The organism is Candidatus Babeliales bacterium (assembly GCA_016929235.1).
Lineage (GTDB): Bacteria > Babelota > Babeliae > Babelales > JABCYS01 > JAFGJD01.
In genome coordinates this window covers 284,991-303,777 of the sequence record JAFGJD010000004.1, presented here as the reverse complement: position 1 = coordinate 303,777, position 18,787 = coordinate 284,991, and the positions used below count along the sequence as shown (strand labels likewise).

17 protein-coding genes and 1 tRNA gene are annotated in these 18,787 nt (G+C 43.0%); 5 read left to right on the top strand and 13 right to left on the bottom strand.

What is annotated here, in order from left to right; all coding sequences use genetic code 11:
* From JW872_01960 to JW872_01950, 3 genes are all read right to left on the bottom strand, one after another.
* Positions 1 to 1,242 carry a hypothetical protein gene (locus JW872_01960; protein ID MBN1549405.1) on the bottom strand — a complete coding sequence of 414 codons (1,242 nt, stop codon included), beginning with the start codon at positions 1,240 to 1,242 and terminating at the stop codon, positions 1 to 3.
* A gap of 163 nt (positions 1,243 to 1,405) precedes the next feature.
* Positions 1,406 to 1,822, bottom strand: coding sequence for a hypothetical protein (locus JW872_01955; GenBank protein MBN1549404.1), 417 nt, complete (start codon positions 1,820 to 1,822; stop codon positions 1,406 to 1,408).
* 79 nt (positions 1,823 to 1,901) lie between these two features.
* A tRNA-Ser gene (locus tag JW872_01950) sits at positions 1,902 to 1,995 on the bottom strand.
* A 139-nt stretch (positions 1,996 to 2,134) separates the two neighbouring features.
* Between JW872_01950 and JW872_01945 the strand changes: the two genes are divergently transcribed.
* Both JW872_01945 and JW872_01940 read left to right on the top strand, forming a co-directional pair.
* Positions 2,135 to 3,268 (top strand): NTP transferase domain-containing protein, encoded by a 1,134-nt coding sequence (locus tag JW872_01945; protein MBN1549403.1) that lies wholly within the window; start codon positions 2,135 to 2,137, stop codon positions 3,266 to 3,268.
* Entirely contained in the window at positions 3,265 to 4,506 is a 1,242-nt protein-coding gene (locus JW872_01940) for an exonuclease SbcCD subunit D (GenBank protein ID MBN1549402.1), read from the top strand. Before JW872_01945 ends, JW872_01940 begins: the two co-directional genes overlap by 4 nt.
* On the opposite strand, the gene JW872_01935 is transcribed toward JW872_01940, so the two are convergent.
* The 10 genes from JW872_01935 to JW872_01890 form a co-directional block, all read right to left on the bottom strand.
* Positions 4,478 to 4,711, bottom strand: coding sequence for a hypothetical protein (locus JW872_01935; GenBank protein ID MBN1549401.1), 234 nt, complete (start codon positions 4,709 to 4,711; stop codon positions 4,478 to 4,480). The genes JW872_01940 and JW872_01935 overlap by 29 nt on opposite strands.
* 523 nt (positions 4,712 to 5,234) lie before the next feature.
* Entirely contained in the window at positions 5,235 to 6,467 is a 1,233-nt protein-coding gene (locus tag JW872_01930) for a leucine-rich repeat domain-containing protein (GenBank protein MBN1549400.1), read from the bottom strand.
* 108 nt (positions 6,468 to 6,575) lie between these two features.
* On the bottom strand, positions 6,576 to 6,719 hold the full coding sequence (locus JW872_01925; GenBank protein ID MBN1549399.1) for a hypothetical protein: 144 nt from the start codon (positions 6,717 to 6,719) through the stop codon (positions 6,576 to 6,578).
* An 86-nt stretch (positions 6,720 to 6,805) separates the two neighbouring features.
* A complete protein-coding gene (locus JW872_01920) occupies positions 6,806 to 7,036 on the bottom strand; it encodes a hypothetical protein (protein MBN1549398.1) in 231 nt (76 codons plus the stop codon).
* Positions 7,037 to 7,152: 116 nt separating this feature from the next.
* Complete coding sequence (locus JW872_01915; GenBank protein MBN1549397.1) at positions 7,153 to 7,998, bottom strand: peptidyl-prolyl cis-trans isomerase; 846 nt, start codon at positions 7,996 to 7,998, stop codon at positions 7,153 to 7,155.
* Between the two features lie 9 nt (positions 7,999 to 8,007).
* The gene (locus tag JW872_01910) at positions 8,008 to 9,021 is read right to left on the bottom strand and encodes a peptidyl-prolyl cis-trans isomerase (GenBank protein MBN1549396.1); all 1,014 of its coding nucleotides are present in this window, start codon (positions 9,019 to 9,021) and stop codon (positions 8,008 to 8,010) included.
* Between the two features lie 56 nt (positions 9,022 to 9,077).
* Positions 9,078 to 9,545: a phosphatidylglycerophosphatase A gene (locus JW872_01905; GenBank protein MBN1549395.1), complete on the bottom strand. Its 468-nt coding sequence runs from the start codon at positions 9,543 to 9,545 to the stop codon at positions 9,078 to 9,080.
* On the bottom strand, positions 9,529 to 10,005 hold the full coding sequence (gene lspA / locus JW872_01900; GenBank protein ID MBN1549394.1) for a signal peptidase II: 477 nt from the start codon (positions 10,003 to 10,005) through the stop codon (positions 9,529 to 9,531). The genes JW872_01905 and lspA overlap by 17 nt, the downstream gene beginning before the upstream one ends.
* Entirely contained in the window at positions 10,002 to 12,323 is a 2,322-nt protein-coding gene (pheT, locus tag JW872_01895) for a phenylalanine--tRNA ligase subunit beta (GenBank protein ID MBN1549393.1), read from the bottom strand. Before pheT ends, lspA begins: the two co-directional genes overlap by 4 nt.
* A gap of 82 nt (positions 12,324 to 12,405) precedes the next feature.
* Positions 12,406 to 15,591 carry a leucine-rich repeat domain-containing protein gene (locus JW872_01890; GenBank protein ID MBN1549392.1) on the bottom strand — a complete coding sequence of 1,062 codons (3,186 nt, stop codon included), beginning with the start codon at positions 15,589 to 15,591 and terminating at the stop codon, positions 12,406 to 12,408.
* 102 nt (positions 15,592 to 15,693) lie between these two features.
* Here JW872_01890 and JW872_01885 point away from each other — a divergent pair, with 102 nt between their 5' ends.
* From JW872_01885 to JW872_01875, 3 genes are all read left to right on the top strand, one after another.
* On the top strand, positions 15,694 to 17,022 hold the full coding sequence (locus JW872_01885) for a hypothetical protein (protein MBN1549391.1): 1,329 nt from the start codon (positions 15,694 to 15,696) through the stop codon (positions 17,020 to 17,022).
* 122 nt (positions 17,023 to 17,144) lie between these two features.
* Entirely contained in the window at positions 17,145 to 18,107 is a 963-nt protein-coding gene (gene murB / locus JW872_01880; protein ID MBN1549390.1) for a UDP-N-acetylmuramate dehydrogenase, read from the top strand.
* 54 nt (positions 18,108 to 18,161) lie between these two features.
* Entirely contained in the window at positions 18,162 to 18,713 is a 552-nt protein-coding gene (locus JW872_01875) for a hypothetical protein (protein ID MBN1549389.1), read from the top strand.
* Positions 18,714 to 18,787: the final 74 nt, after the last annotated feature.

The following is an 18,787-nucleotide window of genomic DNA, read 5'->3' as shown; positions in this document are numbered from 1 at the left end:
TTAAAAATCCCATTCTACACCAACTGTTACTCGATTAATGGCAGCAACGCCCTCACCCCCAAGCTGTGTTGTGGGAATGTCCCATGTTAGGGAGATCAGCGGACCTGTATCATCAACCGTTACTCGTTTGCTGAAATCGTAAAATGCACCAATCGTTACATACTCAGACGTAAACCGAGAAAAAGATTCCATACTGTTCTTGGCAAATGCAACAGTTTGATCACTTCGTTTGTCAGTCCAAGTATCACACCACTTTTTAGTCCAGATATAACGAACCGACGCTCCAAAGCCTCTATTTATATCCTCAAGTGCAACCTTGGCACCAAACGTCAAAGCAACGCCAGGATCCACTTTAAATTTGCCAACAATTGCTCCGTAATTAATTGCTTCTCGCCACTGCTGCGTAGGAACACGATGCATCAATTCACGGCCTACCCGCTTAGTAAGACGCGCAAAAGTACTGAATTTGATGTCTTCCTTAAGCTCAAACTCTCCGTCACCCTCAAAATAGACTCCATAGTGCCCATCACTTCCAAATGCAAGCGAGGCTGCATTGTTATAATGCCTACGAACACCGGTTGGGAAAATAATTCCAAACCGCCCACCTGCGTCAATGCTTTTAAATTTCCTTGGATAATCCCACTTTTTACCATATCGAACACTAGCATCCAAATCACCAAAACCTGCTTCACTTGCAACTTCTGATGTGATACCCAAAAAATCATTCGCCTGACGACGCGTTCGATCCAACTCTCCAATATTACCAGAACCCTCTTTTACGTGTGTTGGAGTCACTGAACCTGTCAGCAACGTAAAATCAATACGAGATCTCATATGCAGAAACATCGTATTGGCAGTAAACGAAAGTGTATCCGTTAGCGGCTGATTATACGCAATAGCAAGACCACCGCCCTGGACCTTTCCATCCATACGCCATGGAATAGTCGCCGTACGCCATTCACTACGCAGTGGATTTGGTGATCCAACATCTCCTAATGCATTACTCACTGCAGCGAGATTATAACTTCCATAAAGACCAAATAGCGCGACATCTTCATGAGTAACACTATGAGACTCATGGCCAGTAATAGCGAATGCTTGAGGAACAGCAATAGTTGAATCGGTGTACTTACGAGAAAAGCGATATGGACCGAGAGGCAAAAACTTATTGTCATAGATCATTGCACGACATGGCGCAACGCTCAGTACGATAAAAAACAAAGTTCTTAAGTGAGCCCTCATATACTATCCCGAATAGATCGCGAAAATCACGTGATAAACTGAGGCTTTAAGATTATGCAAATACAATGGATAGTCAAGAAGAGTGTACTACAGGTCGCATACAAAAAAATGCGCCAAAACAATCAAACATTTCAGCGCATTACCGTGCATAAGCCATACAAACTTATAAGCGATACCACTTACCCATAATCGCACCATTTACCATATTAAGAATTAATCCCTGGAGAACCCAATAGATAACAACCGTCGGTGCAATGGTCATATAAAAGGGCATGGTCAACATACCAAATGAACTGACAAGTGTTACTCCTAATCCATACAGTAACCCGCCAGTAACGCCTTTAAATGGCATATATTTATTGACAAAGGCATATACTACAACAAACATCAATGCGTGAAGCCACGAAATAAGATTCATTCCTACCAAAGATGGTAGCTGCATCATAGCTTGAGGATCAACCCAGATATGTGGCGGAATCATATAAACCCAAGTAAAAAGCCAGCCACAGGTCAATATGCGAAATACGTAGCCGACAAACCAGACTGCTACACTCAGTCCAAAAACTCGTGGGGTATTCATAGAAAGGCCTCCTTTGGCGAACCGTGGGGAAATATACCGGCACTCAGTGTAGTAAGATGGGTAATTTTTTCAAAAGCACTGGAGGAGAGAGGGGGATTCGAACCCCCGATCCCGGTTTTATCCGGAATAACCGCTTTCGAGGCGGCCGCTTTCGACCACTCAGCCATCTCTCCAAAATCTGAAAGGCATATCCCTAGTATACCCTGTCTTTTCAGCTTTTAAATACCATGTTTAGAACTACCCTTCACTAATATCCTATGCTAGACTGTGGCGATTTTTGACACGTATTATGTCCTACAATGGAGACATCTGATGAATAATGTTCAAGCAATCGTTCTGGCGGCAGGGAAATCGACACGATTTAAAACAGGAACAAGCAAACTCCTCCACAAGATATGCGGCCAAGAAATGATTCTTTACGGCACTCGCCTCCTCGAAGCCCTGAACATACCAACGACCGCTGTTGTTGGTTTCCAAAAAGATGTGTTGATTCACACTCTCAATAACAATCTCAAGATTCCTATATCTATCGTAGAGCAAACTGAACAGTTGGGAACCGGACACGCCGTTGCATGCACGCAACGGCTATGGAATAAAGATCTCATCTTAATTATGAATGGAGATATGCCACTCATTACAAGTGACATCATTGAAACACTCTACAACAAACACATAATCAACGATGCGGTTATGAGCTTTGTGACATCACACCATACCGAGCCATCAGGTTATGGTCGCGTTGTACAAAACAATTCACACATCAGCATTGTAGAAGCACGTGATTACACAGGAAGCATTAATGAAGCCCCGTACATTAATGCAGGTATCTATCTATTTAATCGTGCGTTCCTTGAAACATATATTCAAGAGATTGATCAAAATAATAGCAAACAAGAATTCTATCTGACAGACCTTGCTAAACTCGCCAGTGATGCCGGTCAAAACGTTACAACAACCGTTGTGCCCTACGATTTCATTCGCGGTATAAATACGTTTAAGGAATTATGGGAAGTGGAACACATTAAACGCTCTGAGCTGATTCAGCACTGGATGCAAAATGGTGTACGATTCATGATGCCACTGACAACACACATTGATCTCTCTGTAACTATCGAACCTGGAACCATCATTGGCGCTGGTGCTTACATCACAGGAACCACTTCCATCGGAGCTCATTGTTCACTTGGTGCGCATGCAGTCATTACCAATAGTATACTCGGAGATTATGTAACCACGGAACCACATTGCATTATCGATGACTCGAAAATTCAATCGCATGGTCATATTGGTTCGCACACTCATATTTCAAAATACTCTATCGTCGAAGAACATATGCACGTAGAATCATTCCAAAAAGTAACTCAACGCATTATCTCAAAGAATTCATCAGAAGAAAAAATATCTTCACAAAAGCACCGTCAATCATTGACTTCAGGAGCTTCATGATTCGCTTTGTACATACTGCTGATATCCATTTTGGAGTGGAGAATTATGGCAAGATAGATCCCGAAACTGGAATCCATACGCGTTTGCTTGATTTCAACAAGGCACTCAATGCATGTATTGATGTTGCGATAGAACAAGAAGTTGATTTTTTCCTATTTGCAGGTGATGCCTATAAAACAGCGCATCCAAGCCCAACACAGCAACAATTGCTCATGAAATGTTTTTTACGACTCCACGAGGCCAATATTCCAACAATCAGTATCATTGGAAACCACGATAATCCTCTCAGCTTTGGTAAGGCAAGCGCACTCGACGTATTTGGTGATGTGCCACTTCCGACTATGTATGTTGTTTCCAAGCCTCGTATCATTCAACTCAAAACAAAGAACGGTCCCGTAAACATCGTTGGTATTCCATGGCCAACTCGTAATACTATCAGTATCTCGAAAGAGCACCTCTCAAAATCAGCTGAAGAGATCACTTCATATATTACCCGCTCAGTCATAGCCATTATTCAAAATCTTGCGCAACAACTAGATCCATCTATTCCGGCAGTCATGGCTGGGCATCTGACCGTAAGTGAAGGGATATTTTCAGGCTCGGAAAAGCGCGCCCTCCTTGGCACCGACCCAACCTTTTTACCATCGCATCTTGCCATATCACCCTTTGATTACGTTGCCTTAGGTCACCTACACCGCCACCAAAATTTAAATAAAAACGGCCATCCCCCATTGGTTTATTCTGGATCAGTAGAGCGGATAGATTTCGGAGAGCGCAAGGAAGAAAAGGGATTCTGCCTTGTCACGATTGAGGCCAAAGGAAAGACATCCTACAAGTTCATACCAACCCCCACAAGGCGGTTTGTACAAGTTGAATGCACCCTATCGGCAAATCGAGATCAGACAGAACAGCTCCTTGAATCGTTGGCAGACCATGATCTGAGAGATACCATCGTTAAGATCATCTATACCCTGCCACCCGGCCAACGAGACACTATTGATCTGTATGAGATTCAAAAGGCCTGCTCTCAAGCCCATTACATAACGGGTATTATCCCTATCCAACAGGCTGAAAAACGCGAGAGGCGAACTTCGGCTATGAACGTCTCGATGAACACACAAGAATTATTGGAAACATATCTAGAGTCTCAGGAAACACTCAAAAAGCGCAAGCAGGATCTTCTCAAACAAGCCCTTGAACTGGAATCGTCTATGCATGATGATTCAAAAACCCCGTAGTCGCTGGGAGTGCTTCATTCCCTATATTTAATTCACGACGACGAGCGATCCGGTATCTGCGTACAATGTCATCCACATTATTAGGGCTAAGACGCTTAATAGCATCTGTCTCCGTTTTCCAAGCCAGACCGCAGGCGGTTAGGATGATCAACACCATACCTAAAGCAACGTGCGATCCATAGCTCTTTGCTTCATTTGGACCCATCAAATTCTCCCTTTCCACCTCAGACGACAATGGAGAGACCTCCGGAACAGAAGGGCTGGACTCAACAGTATAAACTGTCGATTCAATTCCAATGACCAATAAGCCCACCCCGATTATCCCGCGCATACAGTGATTAAAATTCACAACGAAAACCCCCTTCTGGACTGAATCATCCTTGTCATAATCATGATATACGCAGTAAAACACGAGAATAAGGGGTGTGTCAAAAAGTATAGATCTACACACCAAATCTGTTCGCACCTGGCTTTACCACAGGACAATGCACTAGGCAGATCTTTACGGAATTCAAAAAACATGCAACTCAGCAAATTATCTTGTAAACCATTATACCCAAACACCAAGTTAAAAAACACGAACAACAAACCCTACCTTAAATGCATCCATAAACACGCAAGAGCTTTTTGCTACTATTCAAGAATACATAAACTCTACCAGTAGAGAACAACTGGTGTTCTTCAAAAAGCAAAAAATTCGCTACATTTTTAGCATAACACGAACAATTTCAGAACAAAAACCAACACCCCTCAGGCAGCAATTTTCTAATTTTATGTATCTCTTTTTGATTTCGAGCCAGTGGGGTATTCATCAAATTAAGATAGCTTAATTGGGTTAAGCGACCAATCTCTGCGGGCAACTGTGTTATTCTTGTGTCTCCTAAATCAAGAGTTTGCAGATTGGCTAAGCGACCAATCTCTGCGGGCAACTGTGTTATTCTTGTGTTTCCTAAATCAAGAGTTTGCAGATTGGCTAAGCGACCAATCTCTACGGGCAACTGTGTTATTCTTGTGTCTTCTAAATTAAGAGTTTGCAAATTGGCTAAGCGACCAATCTCTGCGGGCAACTGTGTTATTCTTGTACCTCGTAAATTGAGCTCTCGTAATTGTACCAAATCACCTATTTCAGAAGGAATCTCATAAATAGTTGCACCTTGTATTACCAACTCGCGAACCTTGCTAATTCCTTTAATCTGGGTAAGGCCCACTAAGCTCACAAGCCACGGATGGTTGATAACTAGTCGCGGCTCATTACCACTTCCCTCTTCAATTAAATCATTTAAATCATGTATGGCATAATCATACTCAGGTAAGCTATGCTCATAACGTTCAAGATATTTTTTTTCAATTAATTGTTTAAATGCCACTGGCAAATATGGTTCTTTATCTCGTATCTGACGCCATATCTCTTGATCAACGGATATCAAATCAACTATGCGATTAATTATTTGATCCTGTAAACTGGGGACATCTCCCCGTGTCGGTCTTTCGGGTACTGGAAGACGTTCCTGTGCAGCTCTTAATAAGCGAACTATCTCAGGTTCTGCCTCTCCTGAAGGACCCGCCTCTCCGGCCGCCAGCTGCTCTATCATCTCTTCCTTGCTTTCTTCCACTTCTTCTCTCGCGTGAGCAACTTCAGCTGGACCTGGCTGTGCACCCGTATATATAAAATATTCTATTGACCTTGGATCATTTGGATTTGCTAATGCCCATTCCCTCAACTCATCATCTGCTGCAGTTGACCTTCCCCTTACCACAGGGAATAAGGCGCTTCCCGCTTCCCACAATGCTCCAACCAACCATTCCCACAGCGATGCCTCTGCTTGGATCACTTCCTCAATCTCTTCTCTTTCTTTGCCCTTCCCCGCACGAGCGGGTCCACCTTGTTCCATGGACCAAAATACTATCGGAACCATAAGGAGACATCCTAGCACTCCCACCACTACCACGCTCTTCTTCATATACTTCTCCTTTTACACACATTATCTAAAAAACAAAGAAGTATTTGCAAGGCTTTACGCCTAGCGCAATTTTAAACAACCCCTCTGCCCAAGCTTGGCTGTATCATCTTATTCTAGGGCATTGAATGCAGTCAACCACAGCTGTTGCAACTTTTCTAGCAAGGCTAGCTCAGCTGCTTGCTGTTCCTGTGCCCGCAGCATCAGGCGAAAGCATTCAATAAGCTCATTCCGCTTTGCACGGGGCAAATTCATACATTGCTCAACATTAGTATCGCCAGAGTCGTACTCCAACAATGTAAGGCCTTCTTTTATTAATACCCTGAGAGCTCTTTCTTGCCTTAAACAAGCCCAAGGAAAGCCAACGTAAAACCTGTCACTATAAGCAAAGCCTGCATCTCATAAGTCTCAGGACGGACTTTTTCTTCTTTTGTATCCATCGGAGATGCATGCTCTATACTCTCTTCAGGACTACGAGCTTCTACGCTGGAGACAGTATTGGCACTTGACACAAATAACAGCGTAACCACGCCGATGAGTAAAGTTGTTAATATACAACGGCTTAAGACCATAACAATACCCTTATGTACTCATTCACCCTTCTCATAATGATGATATACACAGAAGAACATGAGGGCAATGACGATGTGGATCTACGGACCAAACAGGTTCGCAACTGGACATAGAACTAGAGATATATGATCGAAGCGTTGTCCCATAGCTCTTTTTTATAAGCCGAGAGTAATTCTTCATATTGAGGTTTACGTAGAATTTCTGAGATTTCTCGATACCGTTCATCGAACGGTATAATCTCTGATTCCTTTTTCCAACGCAAGCGAAACACATCAAACCCACCATCTTTTAATGCACGAGGCTTTGATAACTCGTCCTGTTTGAGTTTTTTCAAAAAATGTAAATTTTCATCAAGCTCCGACTCGGCAACATCTGGCAGCGTACGCCATACGAGGACAATGCCTTTGTGCGTTTTTGCATATTTGTCGAGCTTCTTTTGTATCTCTTTTTCATCACCCTCTTTTGCAGGAATCATTGCCCGCTCAAAGCGATATACAGCAGGATAATACTTTGGATGTTCGTCATAATACTCTTTGACTTGCTGCTCAGTTACCAAGATTTTTGAGCGCACTTTGTAATCCGAGATTTGAGCACTTGCTTGCATGATGCCAAGATGCCTACGCCCTTCCTCGTAGGTATACCCGGCATCATGAAACATTTGTTTGATGTCATCTTGTGTTGCGTTATTTTGTTTTTTTATTTTTTCGATGTACTCGTCAATCGATTTTTCATCGACCATGACACGATATTTAAGTGCATCCTGAAACATAAGCCGTTCGAGTAAAACCTCGTCCTTAGAACGAGGAGCTCCACTTAAACTTGGACGTTCAATATCCGCCTTCGTTACAAGCTCAGTTGCCTCAGTCCCATGAACAACCGCCTCGATCCGATCGATAAGGATCTTTTGTTCAGCATGCGCCAAAAACCCAATACTAAGCAGAAGAAGTATTCGGTTGTTCATTCCTTGACCTTACGCTTTTTGTACAGGAAGCTCATCAGAAAATGATTTATCATCATGACTCAATAAACTAGGATCTATTTCGTCTGACAAGATAGAACTCATATCAGGCATTGGTTGCTGTTCTTGAGCCTGTGTTTCAAAATACGTTTTGTTTTCAATAACATTGTATTTTGATTTAAGGTTTTCAATTTCCTTCATAAGCATATCATTAGAACGTTCTGCCATAATACGAGTACGAGCATCATCTTCAGCTTGTTCAAATGAATAATATTTCGCTTCATCTTTTGATTTTACTTGGACAACCCAATGAGTATCACCAACGACAAATAATTGTACTGATGGGAATGAACTCACGCCCAAAATATTCTGCTTGAGCCCTTCGTCCAAGTTATTACTTTGTTCGTTGACACGACCAAAGTTGCGGACGGTTACATCGTCATCTTTTGCAAGTGCAATAAAATCGTCAGCTTTTTTTGCTTTTGAAAAAAAGGCTTGTGCGTCTTTTTCTGAACCAAATGATGCACCCAATGCGGCTATGCCAGAAGGTGCCATAAGATAGATCGTCTCTTTGTTATCTTCGTAATATTTTTTTACATCTGCATCACGAACATCTACAGGAAACTGAAGCTGGAAATATTTTAACGCAAGACTTCGCTCAATATTTTCAATTAACATATCACGATCAGATACGTACTCTGGCTTTTGATTAATCTTGTTATCACGAATCCAGTATTCTAATAACTTGTAACTTGCAAATGTATTGTAAAGATTTTCTTTGAGGTCAGGCATAAATGCAGCAAATTGTGCAAGTTGCGGCTGTTGTTCAAGTGTTTGATTATAAAAGGTTTCAAACTCTTTTACCGTAATAACAGGCTTACCATCCAACGAAAGAAGGATAGTTTCATTTGCAACAGAGGAGCTAACTCCCGTTGCTGCATCCTTACTTCCCCACCAGTTACATGCAGAAAGAAGTAACAATGTACTCATGAGAAACGTCAAACGTGCTGTAGGAAGATATTTCATAAAGCATCCTTATAGAGTGTAAGAAAAACGTTATTCAACACAATGGCGAAAGGGTATCACGATACGTATGATCCTGCAATCCAGAGCAAAAGGTGGAGAACGAGCATACTTACCATCCCTGCAGCAGCATCATCCAAAACAACCCCCCATCCTCCAGAGAATCGCTCTAACCGCTTAATACCAAGGGGTTTTATAATATCAAAAAATCGAAACAGTACACATCCCATAATCAACACAAACCACGTTTTTGGCAGCGCCCAAAAGGTAATCCATGTCCCCATCACTTCATCAATAATAACCTGTTGCGGATCGTTACTTAAGAATAGGCGGCATGCATAGCGACTTAAGAGTAATGAGAGAATAATCAAACATACGCCAATCAAACTATACATAAAAAACGATAATGGAGCAGATAACCAGATGAGGGGTAATGTAACAACTGTGGCCAAAGTTCCCGGAGAAGGCAGGTATCCTATAGGACCAAGCGTAGCCAGATAAAGAAGAATATTATTTTTTTGTTTCACGATCAGAATACACACTTATAAGCATGAGCATAACACCAAAAAATATCGCGATGTCGGCAACATTGAATGATGGCCAAACATACTTGCCGGTCGTTACTTCAATAAAATCAATAACGCCACGATACATAAATCTATCAAATAGGTTGGATAGCGCTCCCGCCAAAACCATTATTTCACCATAAATCGCAAAACTATCACTCCAGCGCGTATATGCATGTGAGATCAAAAAAACAATCACTCCCATCACCAATGTCGTCACCAACATGAACATTGCTTGATTGGTCGAATGGAACATCCCCCACGAGATACCACGATTAACGACAAGATCAAATGATAAAAATGATGTGCATATATATTCATTTTCTAAATAATGCAAAACAATCCACTTAGTGATACGATCTAAAAGCAAAATCGCACCACCGATCCATGCATAGTTCTGTAACTCTCGAGCTCGCTTCATCGAACTTCAACTCCCTGTTTGGCAACCGCGTGTTCCACAGAGGATACAATCGTATCAATAGCACCCTTATCCAATGTTGCGTGATGATCTTGCACAACATATCTGAACGTAAGCGATCGTTTATCCTTCCACTCTTTCTTTTCAAAAAAGTCTATCAACTGCACGCGTACAATACGACCATCAACACCATGAATCACGGCCTGCAGCTTATCAACCGTCACCTGAAGCGGCACCAACATACTAATATCAAGTGTCACATCTTGGTACTTAGATAGCGGATGCATACGCACAGGTTCATGTCTATATGAGGCTATATAATCACCATCAATCTCCGCAATAAATCCTTTACCTTCGCATACGCGGTTCAAGAATGACTCATCCATCATCCCTGCATACCCAACAACATGCCTACCATGTAGAAGCTGTGCCGTTTGTGTGCTGCTGTACCATGGAGCTGGTGACTCAACTTTCTTCCAAGTGACATGCATGCCAAGTAAGGAAAAGAGCGATTGCAGTGCAGCCTTCTCTTCGTAAAAATCAACTTCTCCTCTGCGCTTGTATACAACAGAAGCAAGCGAAAGATTCTCTACAATCGGCTCCTGTGTACCGTGTGGCCAGATGGGATTAAGTTCGAAGAATCTAAGCTCATCTTCCTTGAGCGCATTCTGTTGTACCGCCTTTAAGACATTGGGGATCAATGATGTTGCTAACCGCTTGTTAGTATCAGCAACTGGATTGATCAACGAAATATAGACGGCCGGCTCCCAACAAAGTTCTTTCAAAAATTCTTCGTCGTACAACGCGTAGCTTTGCAACTCATGCATGCGGTTGGCATATGCCATATGTTTCTTGATGCCACGTATCTGGTACAAGCGTGACATATCAGATGGTTGCATCTGCATGGATGGAAGTACGGGCTCAATGTTGGTGTACCCGTAAAAGCGACCTACTTCTTCAACAATGTCTTCCTTAATCGTAACATCTTTTGTCGCACGGAACGTTGGTACCGTGATGGTATATAGAACGCTTCCAGGATTGCGTGACTGCTCAACTTTGAATGCCAGTTTTTCAAGAATTTTCACAACCGTCTGTGATGGAACCGAACAGCCAAGTAGTGTCTCTATGGTTGCATGCTCGATCGTAATGATCGTTGGCTGAGGCAGGCGTCCCACTGCCTTGATCGAAGTAGTTAGGTTCAGTGTTCCACCAATCTCTTCATACAGTTTAATGAACCTCTGTATCGCAGGAACGGTTTGTGCTGGATCAAGACTTTTTTCAAAACGTGCCGATGCTTCGGTACGCGTTTTGCATCGTACTGCCGAACGACGGATCACACCCGCATCAAAACACGCTGCCTCTAAAAATACAGATGTCGTTGATGTATCGATACCAGATCGTTTGCCACCCATGACCCCTGCAAGAGCAAGTGCGGTATCACCGTTCGAGATCACAAGATCCTGATCAGTAAGTTCAAGCTGTGTATCGTCAAGAAGCTCAAGTTTTTCACCAGGCCGTGCCATGCGAGGCACGATCTTTGTTGAACCAATCTTGTTCACATCAAATGCGTGCATTGGTTGTCCCAGGTCGAGCATGACATAGTTAGTAACATCAACAATCCCATTAATCGGACGATTGTCAGTTCGCGCAAGGCGATGTGCCATCCACAACGCGGATGGTTGTGATGAGATAGTCTTTACGTACAAACCAGAAAAGTATGGACACGCATCTGGCGCCTTCACTTCAATAGAAATAGGACACGCATCTGTGGCTGCCGCACATGCATCATATTTCCGCACTTCGTGTCGTGCTGTAAATTCTGAAAGTGGTTTAAGTGGAAGATCAAAGAGTGCTGCAATCTCGCGAGCAAATCCTCTATGACTCCACATATCTGGACGGTTAGTAATCGATTTATTATCAACTTCTATAATATAATCTTCTGTCTCTATAGAGCTTTTCCATACCCCACCAGCATCTTCATCAGTCATAGTTAGTGCTGGAAGTAGTCCATCTTTACCACATCCAAAATCACGAACGGTTGCATACCGATCCTTACACACAAGAAAATATGACCCAACAGATGCATCAGAACGACCAGGCAGAGTGATCTCTTTAGACCATTCATCGCTCTGCAGTATTACACTAGTATCAGTAATCGCGATCACACGGCCGCAGGTAAAGGGCACCAGATCAATCGTGCAATGCTCAACATCTTCGATCTCAGCAGTTGTTTTGTTAAATCGGTCAACCAACTGATCAAGGGGAATATCGTGCCATCGAGCATTGATGTGGTCAAAGATCCACGCGATTGACAGTTTCATGGTGAAGCTACCTTTTGACTAGTGCAGTAAGGGAAAAACGACATACCGCACCAGCATACGAAAAAAGGCTTAAAGCTTCAAATTAAACACCGGCCGATGCCCTCGGTTCACGTGAAGCCTCGACACGCTCCCGCTCCTGCCGTCGCTGTTCTTCAAGACGTCGTTCTCGTTCCTGTGATAACTCAGCTCGCTCACGAGCTTGTCGTTCATTCACTTCGCGCATTTGTCCTTCATACCGCTGTTCAATTTCCTGTTGACGAGCTTCTTCTGTAACATCACGCAGCTCCTGCTCTTTAGCCTCACGTAACGCTACACGTTCTATTTCTTGAGTCCTATTAAGCTCTCGCATGCTAACATCGTAATCATTCCAAATACCTTCCATTGCAGGAACCTGATATGCCGATTCAAAACTGGCTTCAGAGGTAGCAGCTTCGCTACCACCATCTCCCTCTGGAACCGGTTCAATTATTGGGAGCTCTGCAATAGCCGCTGTGTCAAGCGTTGCTGCGTCGAGTTGTTCAGCAAGATCTCTACGTTCTTCCTCGGTAAGTTTCGCAGCCCCTGCCAGAGTATCAATCTCGCGCTCAATGCCATCAATATCACCAGCCGTCATTGCATCGTAGACTGCTTGTCCCTGTGCTAGGAGAGCATCAGCTTCACTTGGGTTAGCCAAAGCTTCCTGCTCTGTAGCTATTGCAGTTCTACTAACCACATCTTGTGTCTTAGTTCGCTTCCACAGCGTCTTAGCACCTTCGGTAATACGTGTCATAAGATTCCTCAGAGCAAATAAAATACTTTCAAAACGCCCCCTATTTTGAGCGCCATCTAAAGCATTCGCCTTCAGCTCAATCATACCACGCTCAGGACTCGCCTTGCGCACAGCTTCCCACACCTTTACAATACGCTCCACCTCAAAAGAAGGAAGATTATTGCCGTTCAGATCAATAGATTTCAATTGAGGGCATCGCGCCAAGATGCCCTCAATATCAATATAAGTAAGGCGGTTACCCATTAAATCAAGTCGTGTCAAACTAGCAGGAAGATCCTCTGGATTAACAGATGCTAGAGAATTACGCGAACAAAGAATCTCTGAAATACCTTGTAATTCTCCTAAGCCTTCAAGACTAACCAGTGCGTTTTCTTCCAGAGTCAATTTTACAACATTTGTGATTCCCTCAACTCCTTCTATGCCACGCAGACTACCAATCATTTGCCAACTTAAATCAAGAACCCTACCCCCCTGGTGCGCGGCAAGGGGGCGCATCCATACCCAATCCAACCGCTCTCCAACAGACATAGAATAGTTTATTCCAAACTCAAGAGGCTTGATTCCCTTGTCAGCAATTTCAGTACCTCCTTCTTCAGCCCTTTTCGCTATAAAGTATTGGCGCACTGCATCAAAATTATTGAAAAAGTAATAACGACCTATATCAACCAAGATGCCCTCGCTAAATCCAACCTCATTAAAATAGCGCTGCAACCTAGAAAGCCCAATCTCATTCAATTCTGCTAAGGTCTTACCACCTCTTTGTCGCTGAGCAAATCGATCAACATATTCTGGAATCAATGCCTGACGCACAAATGCAAGCTCATAACCCCAAGCATCATGACTTTTTAAAGCAGCCTCTGCATTCTTTGGAGCTACTGGGTCAGCAAAATACTTTTTCCAAAAACGTCGCAATCCAGTATAGCTAGCCGTCGCAGTTCCCACTCCAGCAGCAGCAAGCGGATTAGCATTCGTTGTCGCCGTTCTGTACGTTGCATAGGCTCCAGCAAGGGGCATAACATAGTCCACAAAGACATTGTATCCTGTACGAAGCAACCAATCAGACATGCCCTCACCCTGCTCAGTCATAACAAATTTTCTCAAATCACTATATGATGTGCCTTCTCGTGCACATGCCTGTGCCGTCATAAGCCCTGTGGCAAGCTGAAGATCACTTGTAGTAAAATCCGCTTCTCTGAAAAGATACTCTTGCCGGCCTTCTTGCCCCGAAGACTGCTCGGCTGTACGCATTCTCTCTCTGAGATATCTAGATTTGCTAGCAACTTGGTCATCCATGAGAATGTATTCATTATTCGAACTAATGAGACGAACATTTGGCTGTTCAAGATATAATTTCTTGCTAAATGTTCCTTCATAGTTCGTAATTAGTGCCTCTCTTACATCCGGCTCAAATGACTTTAGAAGCTCTATCACCCATCGATCCTCGCCATTCAAACCTCCTTCAACCTGCTCTGCCAATCGCATATATCTGTCAATCAAGCGTAGATACGCTTGGTTATGAGCAACATCTAACTGGCGCTGTTTCATATCATCGAGGAATGTCGAAGCTACTGGTCGTTGATCAAGCGGAGTCACTAGGTTTAGGTTGCGAAAAAAGCGCGAAATAGTACCAACATCTGAAATTGATTCAATAAATCCAGGGCTCTCTATGAGCAGGCGCTGCACATCTGTAGGGATATACAGTTGCGACAAAATGAAACTGAATCCTCTCACTTGCGTCCAACTACCACTTATTTTTCCTTGAGACCTAAAATTGGGAACCTTTCTCAAGAAATCAACAACATTCCCAATTGATGCAGTTGTACCATCAAGCTGACCCTCGGGACTGGAAACGTAAATTCTTCTATCGGCCGCAATACCCCTTACCCAGAGAGCTGAATATTCAACCTGCTCGTACGTCATCTCTACGGGAGTACCAGTCTGCCCTAGCGGATCAATGGCAACCACATTGACCTTGATAAGTGTTTTAAGATCCTTTGGAGATAATCTCATATGCGTTGTAGCATATTCCTGATATGCATCAAAAAATTCCGCCCGTGTGGCCCATGGAATTGATACTACTTCAGACTGAACTGCATCTGGAGCATATGTTCTGGTCCAACCTTCAACTCTCCTGAATACTCGATCTTTATAAGCATCACCCAACGCAATTATTCTCGTAATAGGCTCATATCCCAATTGAATGGCTTCATTCAAAAGGACCTCAGCGTTCTCTTTAAATCTCTGAAAATTGGCACTTAAATACGCTTGAGCGCTTTCTGTCCTATTTTCTGTATAATCCCTGAAAAGAGTAAATAGGTCGGTGGAAACCTCTATCCTTGCATCTGGTTGCTGACTTAAATAGGGTGACGCTGCAACTATTTCTGCTGGGAGTTCAATAGTATTATCAGGATGAGCCCTCTCCATAAACGTAATTCCGTACATCATGCCGAATGAGGTTGCAAACAACACACCACAAACAAAACTCCCGCTATATTTCACGCTATTCTCCTCGATACAAGCACTTTTTTCCTAGTTGAATGTATAGTATACTCGTCTCGTCGAATGCAATAATTGAAAGCGCAACACAGAAGAAAGTGGGTCATGCCTAAAAATGCAGCTCTTCTTATTCCCCTATTAGTTTTACACTTCGGATGCTCCCTCAAAGCAATGGAGCAGCGGCCATTTCCAAAAGAAAGGTTTGAAGCTGCTCTGAATGCTTTAGCTCACCAAACTATACCACTAGAAGATTTTGCCGAACGTGTAGCAATCTTGCTGCATGACAATCTACGCGATCAAATTTCAGGGCAATCACGCTTTGTCGATCAAGACTACTTCAGAAGTCAGATGGAACAGTTTTTCATAAGAGTTAACGAAACGTATGAGCAACGGATAGAAGCAGGAGACCACAACAACGCACGCTCCTATTTGCTTCGAGTGATTCAAGCTGTTTCTAGCATGAAAGCACGCTTTGCAATACTTGCATCTAATCTGCACGAACAAGCTCAACACGATCCAGAATGGGATGCGTGCATGTGTGCAGTATGTGATGCCACCAAGGAAAGACCATACTCACACATGGATGCAGTGGGCAAGGTGTATACAAAAACAGCATTACGTCTTCTTGCAGACCGTCCCACTGGCACTTTAGCGATGTTTAGTTATCGACGCCGAATGAATAAACTTGAAAGTCGTATCGGTTCGGAACCTTATGCAGAGGCACACATAAGACGTCTTTTGCAACTGTACACTTCTGAACAAGAAATCTCGCGTCGCTTAACGGAAACTGAAACTGAGCTCCGCACAGTTGGAAGTCAACAAATTGCAGCATTGGGTGCAGTCCTGAAAGCAAAAGCCTTCACCTTTAGCCCCCCCCCTTCTGATGCCGAATTTGATGCTCATTTCGAACAACTAAGACCACGACTTGAACAACAAGCAGAAATACTTTCTGCATTCTTCATATCACAAGCACGAGAGGCTGCGACTCGCTCTAGACTATCAGAGCCAGTAATGAACTTTGAAACTCAAGCCTCTCTCTTTGTTGAAGCACAAACATGGCTTAGAATATGGGAGCATTGTGTAAAATCTCGCGATCGAGGAGCATTACCTCTACTTGAAGGACAAGGTCGTCAATTTGTTACAACTCTTGCCCATACTCAAGGAGATGAAGAAACTACATCTAGAGCTCAAGAATTACTTATAAAAATCGCAGATCGACTTTTTGCGGGAATTCCTAATGGAGTTTTAGATGGTTTCGTCGCGAGGATTGCTCTTCATGAACCGTATGAGCAAAGAGAGTCGCCTGAAGCTCTAGCTCCTAAGGCTCACTACCTTGCGGCCTCTCTTGAAATTGCAGATCGCATAACTGAACTTGAAAGACAACGCAGACAACAGCAAGAATTACGCCGTATCCAGCTGGACATGTTAGAGTAACATTTTCAAGTAACTGCCATTACAAAAGTATCGGTGATTCATAGCTTCTTTTTTCTTACTTTTATGACATCCCAAAAGATCGTATACTGTGACAAATATTGTCCGTCATAAACGATCGAACTGTGATGAAATTACAAATCAATCACCCTACACCGCTACCACAATCGCTACGCACCAACATACCGCTTCACGACAAAACATTCTTCCGAACAGGCGGACCTGCAGCTTATTTTAGTGAACCAACAACCGTTGATGAACTCCAGTATGCACGCACCTTTGCACACGATAATTCACTTCCTATTTTCATCCTCGGATCAGGTGCAAATATACTTATTAGTGATGAAGGTTGTGATGGCCTTGTTATCAAACCACACATGACCAACATCACCATTACTGATGATCTTGTAACTGCTGAAGCAGGCACCACACTAAATGCGCTCATCATAACTAGCCTTGAACACCAGCTTGGTGGCCTTGAAGTCTTTAGCGGCATTCCAGGTACTGTCGGAGGTTCAACCTACATTAACGTGCACTACTTTGAGCATGGGCTCAGTGACTTCATTGTTTCAGGACAGGTTATGAATGTAAAAACGGGCGAGATTACCACAGTCGATGCTGAGTGGTTTCAATTTGGATACGATCAATCCAAACTATTTGACAAGCAACACATACTTGTCAGCACCACATTCAAACTTGCACCACTGTCTCAAACAGACGCAGCCTTTGCTCTTGGTCGACGACATGAGATCATACGACACAGAGAACGCCGATACCCAAAGACACATACATGCGGTAGTTTCTTTAGAAATTTTACACCCGATGAAGTCACGCTTGAGATTAACGGCCGCAAGATGATCTTCATTGCCTACTATTTAGACAAACTTGGCATGAAAGGGGAGCTTACCGCTGGTGATGCAATCATTTCGTACCAACATGCCAACATGATCATCAATCGTGGCACAGCGACATCACACGATATCATCACGCTAGCACGTACTATGCAGCAGAAAGTATTTGACGCATACGGAATCATTCCACAACCGGAATGTCAACTTGTTGGTTTTAGCAAATATCCATTGCTATAAATCAAATGAGCTACTCTCATTTTTTCAAATAAAAATATAACGATAAGGAAAAGTATGACGCTCAAACAATCCAAAAAGGGACCGCTTTCCAATCAAAGAAAGTCTAATTATTCAAGCTGGAGCAACCCTTGCTTATATGGATCAATATTTATAATCATTTTGCTATCTATCAAACCCTCATTTTGTATGGATAGGCCTCCCCAGGCGGCAGACAATCCTCCATCACGAGAGATCATATTAGAAACGGCAGCACGAGTCCTAAAAAGAAATACTCAATATAGAGAAGCTAGTCTTAAAAAAGATCTTGATGAAGAACAAGCTGGTTGCTGGGCAAATATCTGCATATGTTCTCCACTTGGAGCTCTGGCTCTTTTTATGGGAGGTGATAATTTATTACATCTACTTAGTTGTGCTGGATCCTCTTGCCTTAATATCACTGCAATTGATATCGGTCTCCCTCTCGCAGGAGTGGCAATGTTGGGTTTATCATATGCCGCAGCCAGAAATTACTTTGCTACTCGAAATCGTCGCACTAGAGAAGCTCGTCAAGAAGAATTAGAAGAAGCATTGATTCATACAATTCTCGCTCAGAAATTACATACATAAGAAAAGAGGTATAACGATGCTGTTTTATATTAAGGTGCAAATAATAATCTCCCTAAAAGAATCTACACTATCCT

What these genes read in the sequence shown, in the direction of transcription:
- JW872_01960 (MBN1549405.1), bottom strand. Translation starts at nt 1,242, where the DNA reads ATGAGGGCTCACTTAAGAACTTTGTTTTTTATCGTACTGAGCGTTGCG.
- JW872_01955 (MBN1549404.1), bottom strand. Translation starts at nt 1,822, where the DNA reads ATGAATACCCCACGAGTTTTTGGACTGAGTGTAGCAGTCTGGTTTGTC.
- JW872_01945 (MBN1549403.1), top strand. Translation starts at nt 2,135, where the DNA reads ATGAATAATGTTCAAGCAATCGTTCTGGCGGCAGGGAAATCGACACGA.
- JW872_01940 (MBN1549402.1), top strand. Translation starts at nt 3,265, where the DNA reads ATGATTCGCTTTGTACATACTGCTGATATCCATTTTGGAGTGGAGAAT.
- JW872_01935 (MBN1549401.1), bottom strand. Translation starts at nt 4,711, where the DNA reads ATGGGTCCAAATGAAGCAAAGAGCTATGGATCGCACGTTGCTTTAGGT.
- JW872_01930 (MBN1549400.1), bottom strand. Translation starts at nt 6,467, where the DNA reads ATGAAGAAGAGCGTGGTAGTGGTGGGAGTGCTAGGATGTCTCCTTATG.
- JW872_01925 (MBN1549399.1), bottom strand. Translation starts at nt 6,719, where the DNA reads ATGAATTTGCCCCGTGCAAAGCGGAATGAGCTTATTGAATGCTTTCGC.
- JW872_01920 (MBN1549398.1), bottom strand. Translation starts at nt 7,036, where the DNA reads ATGGTCTTAAGCCGTTGTATATTAACAACTTTACTCATCGGCGTGGTT.
- JW872_01915 (MBN1549397.1), bottom strand. Translation starts at nt 7,998, where the DNA reads ATGAACAACCGAATACTTCTTCTGCTTAGTATTGGGTTTTTGGCGCAT.
- JW872_01910 (MBN1549396.1), bottom strand. Translation starts at nt 9,021, where the DNA reads ATGAAATATCTTCCTACAGCACGTTTGACGTTTCTCATGAGTACATTG.
- lspA (MBN1549394.1), bottom strand. Translation starts at nt 10,005, where the DNA reads ATGAAGCGAGCTCGAGAGTTACAGAACTATGCATGGATCGGTGGTGCG.
- pheT (MBN1549393.1), bottom strand. Translation starts at nt 12,323, where the DNA reads ATGAAACTGTCAATCGCGTGGATCTTTGACCACATCAATGCTCGATGG.
- JW872_01885 (MBN1549391.1), top strand. Translation starts at nt 15,694, where the DNA reads ATGCCTAAAAATGCAGCTCTTCTTATTCCCCTATTAGTTTTACACTTC.
- JW872_01875 (MBN1549389.1), top strand. Translation starts at nt 18,162, where the DNA reads ATGACGCTCAAACAATCCAAAAAGGGACCGCTTTCCAATCAAAGAAAG.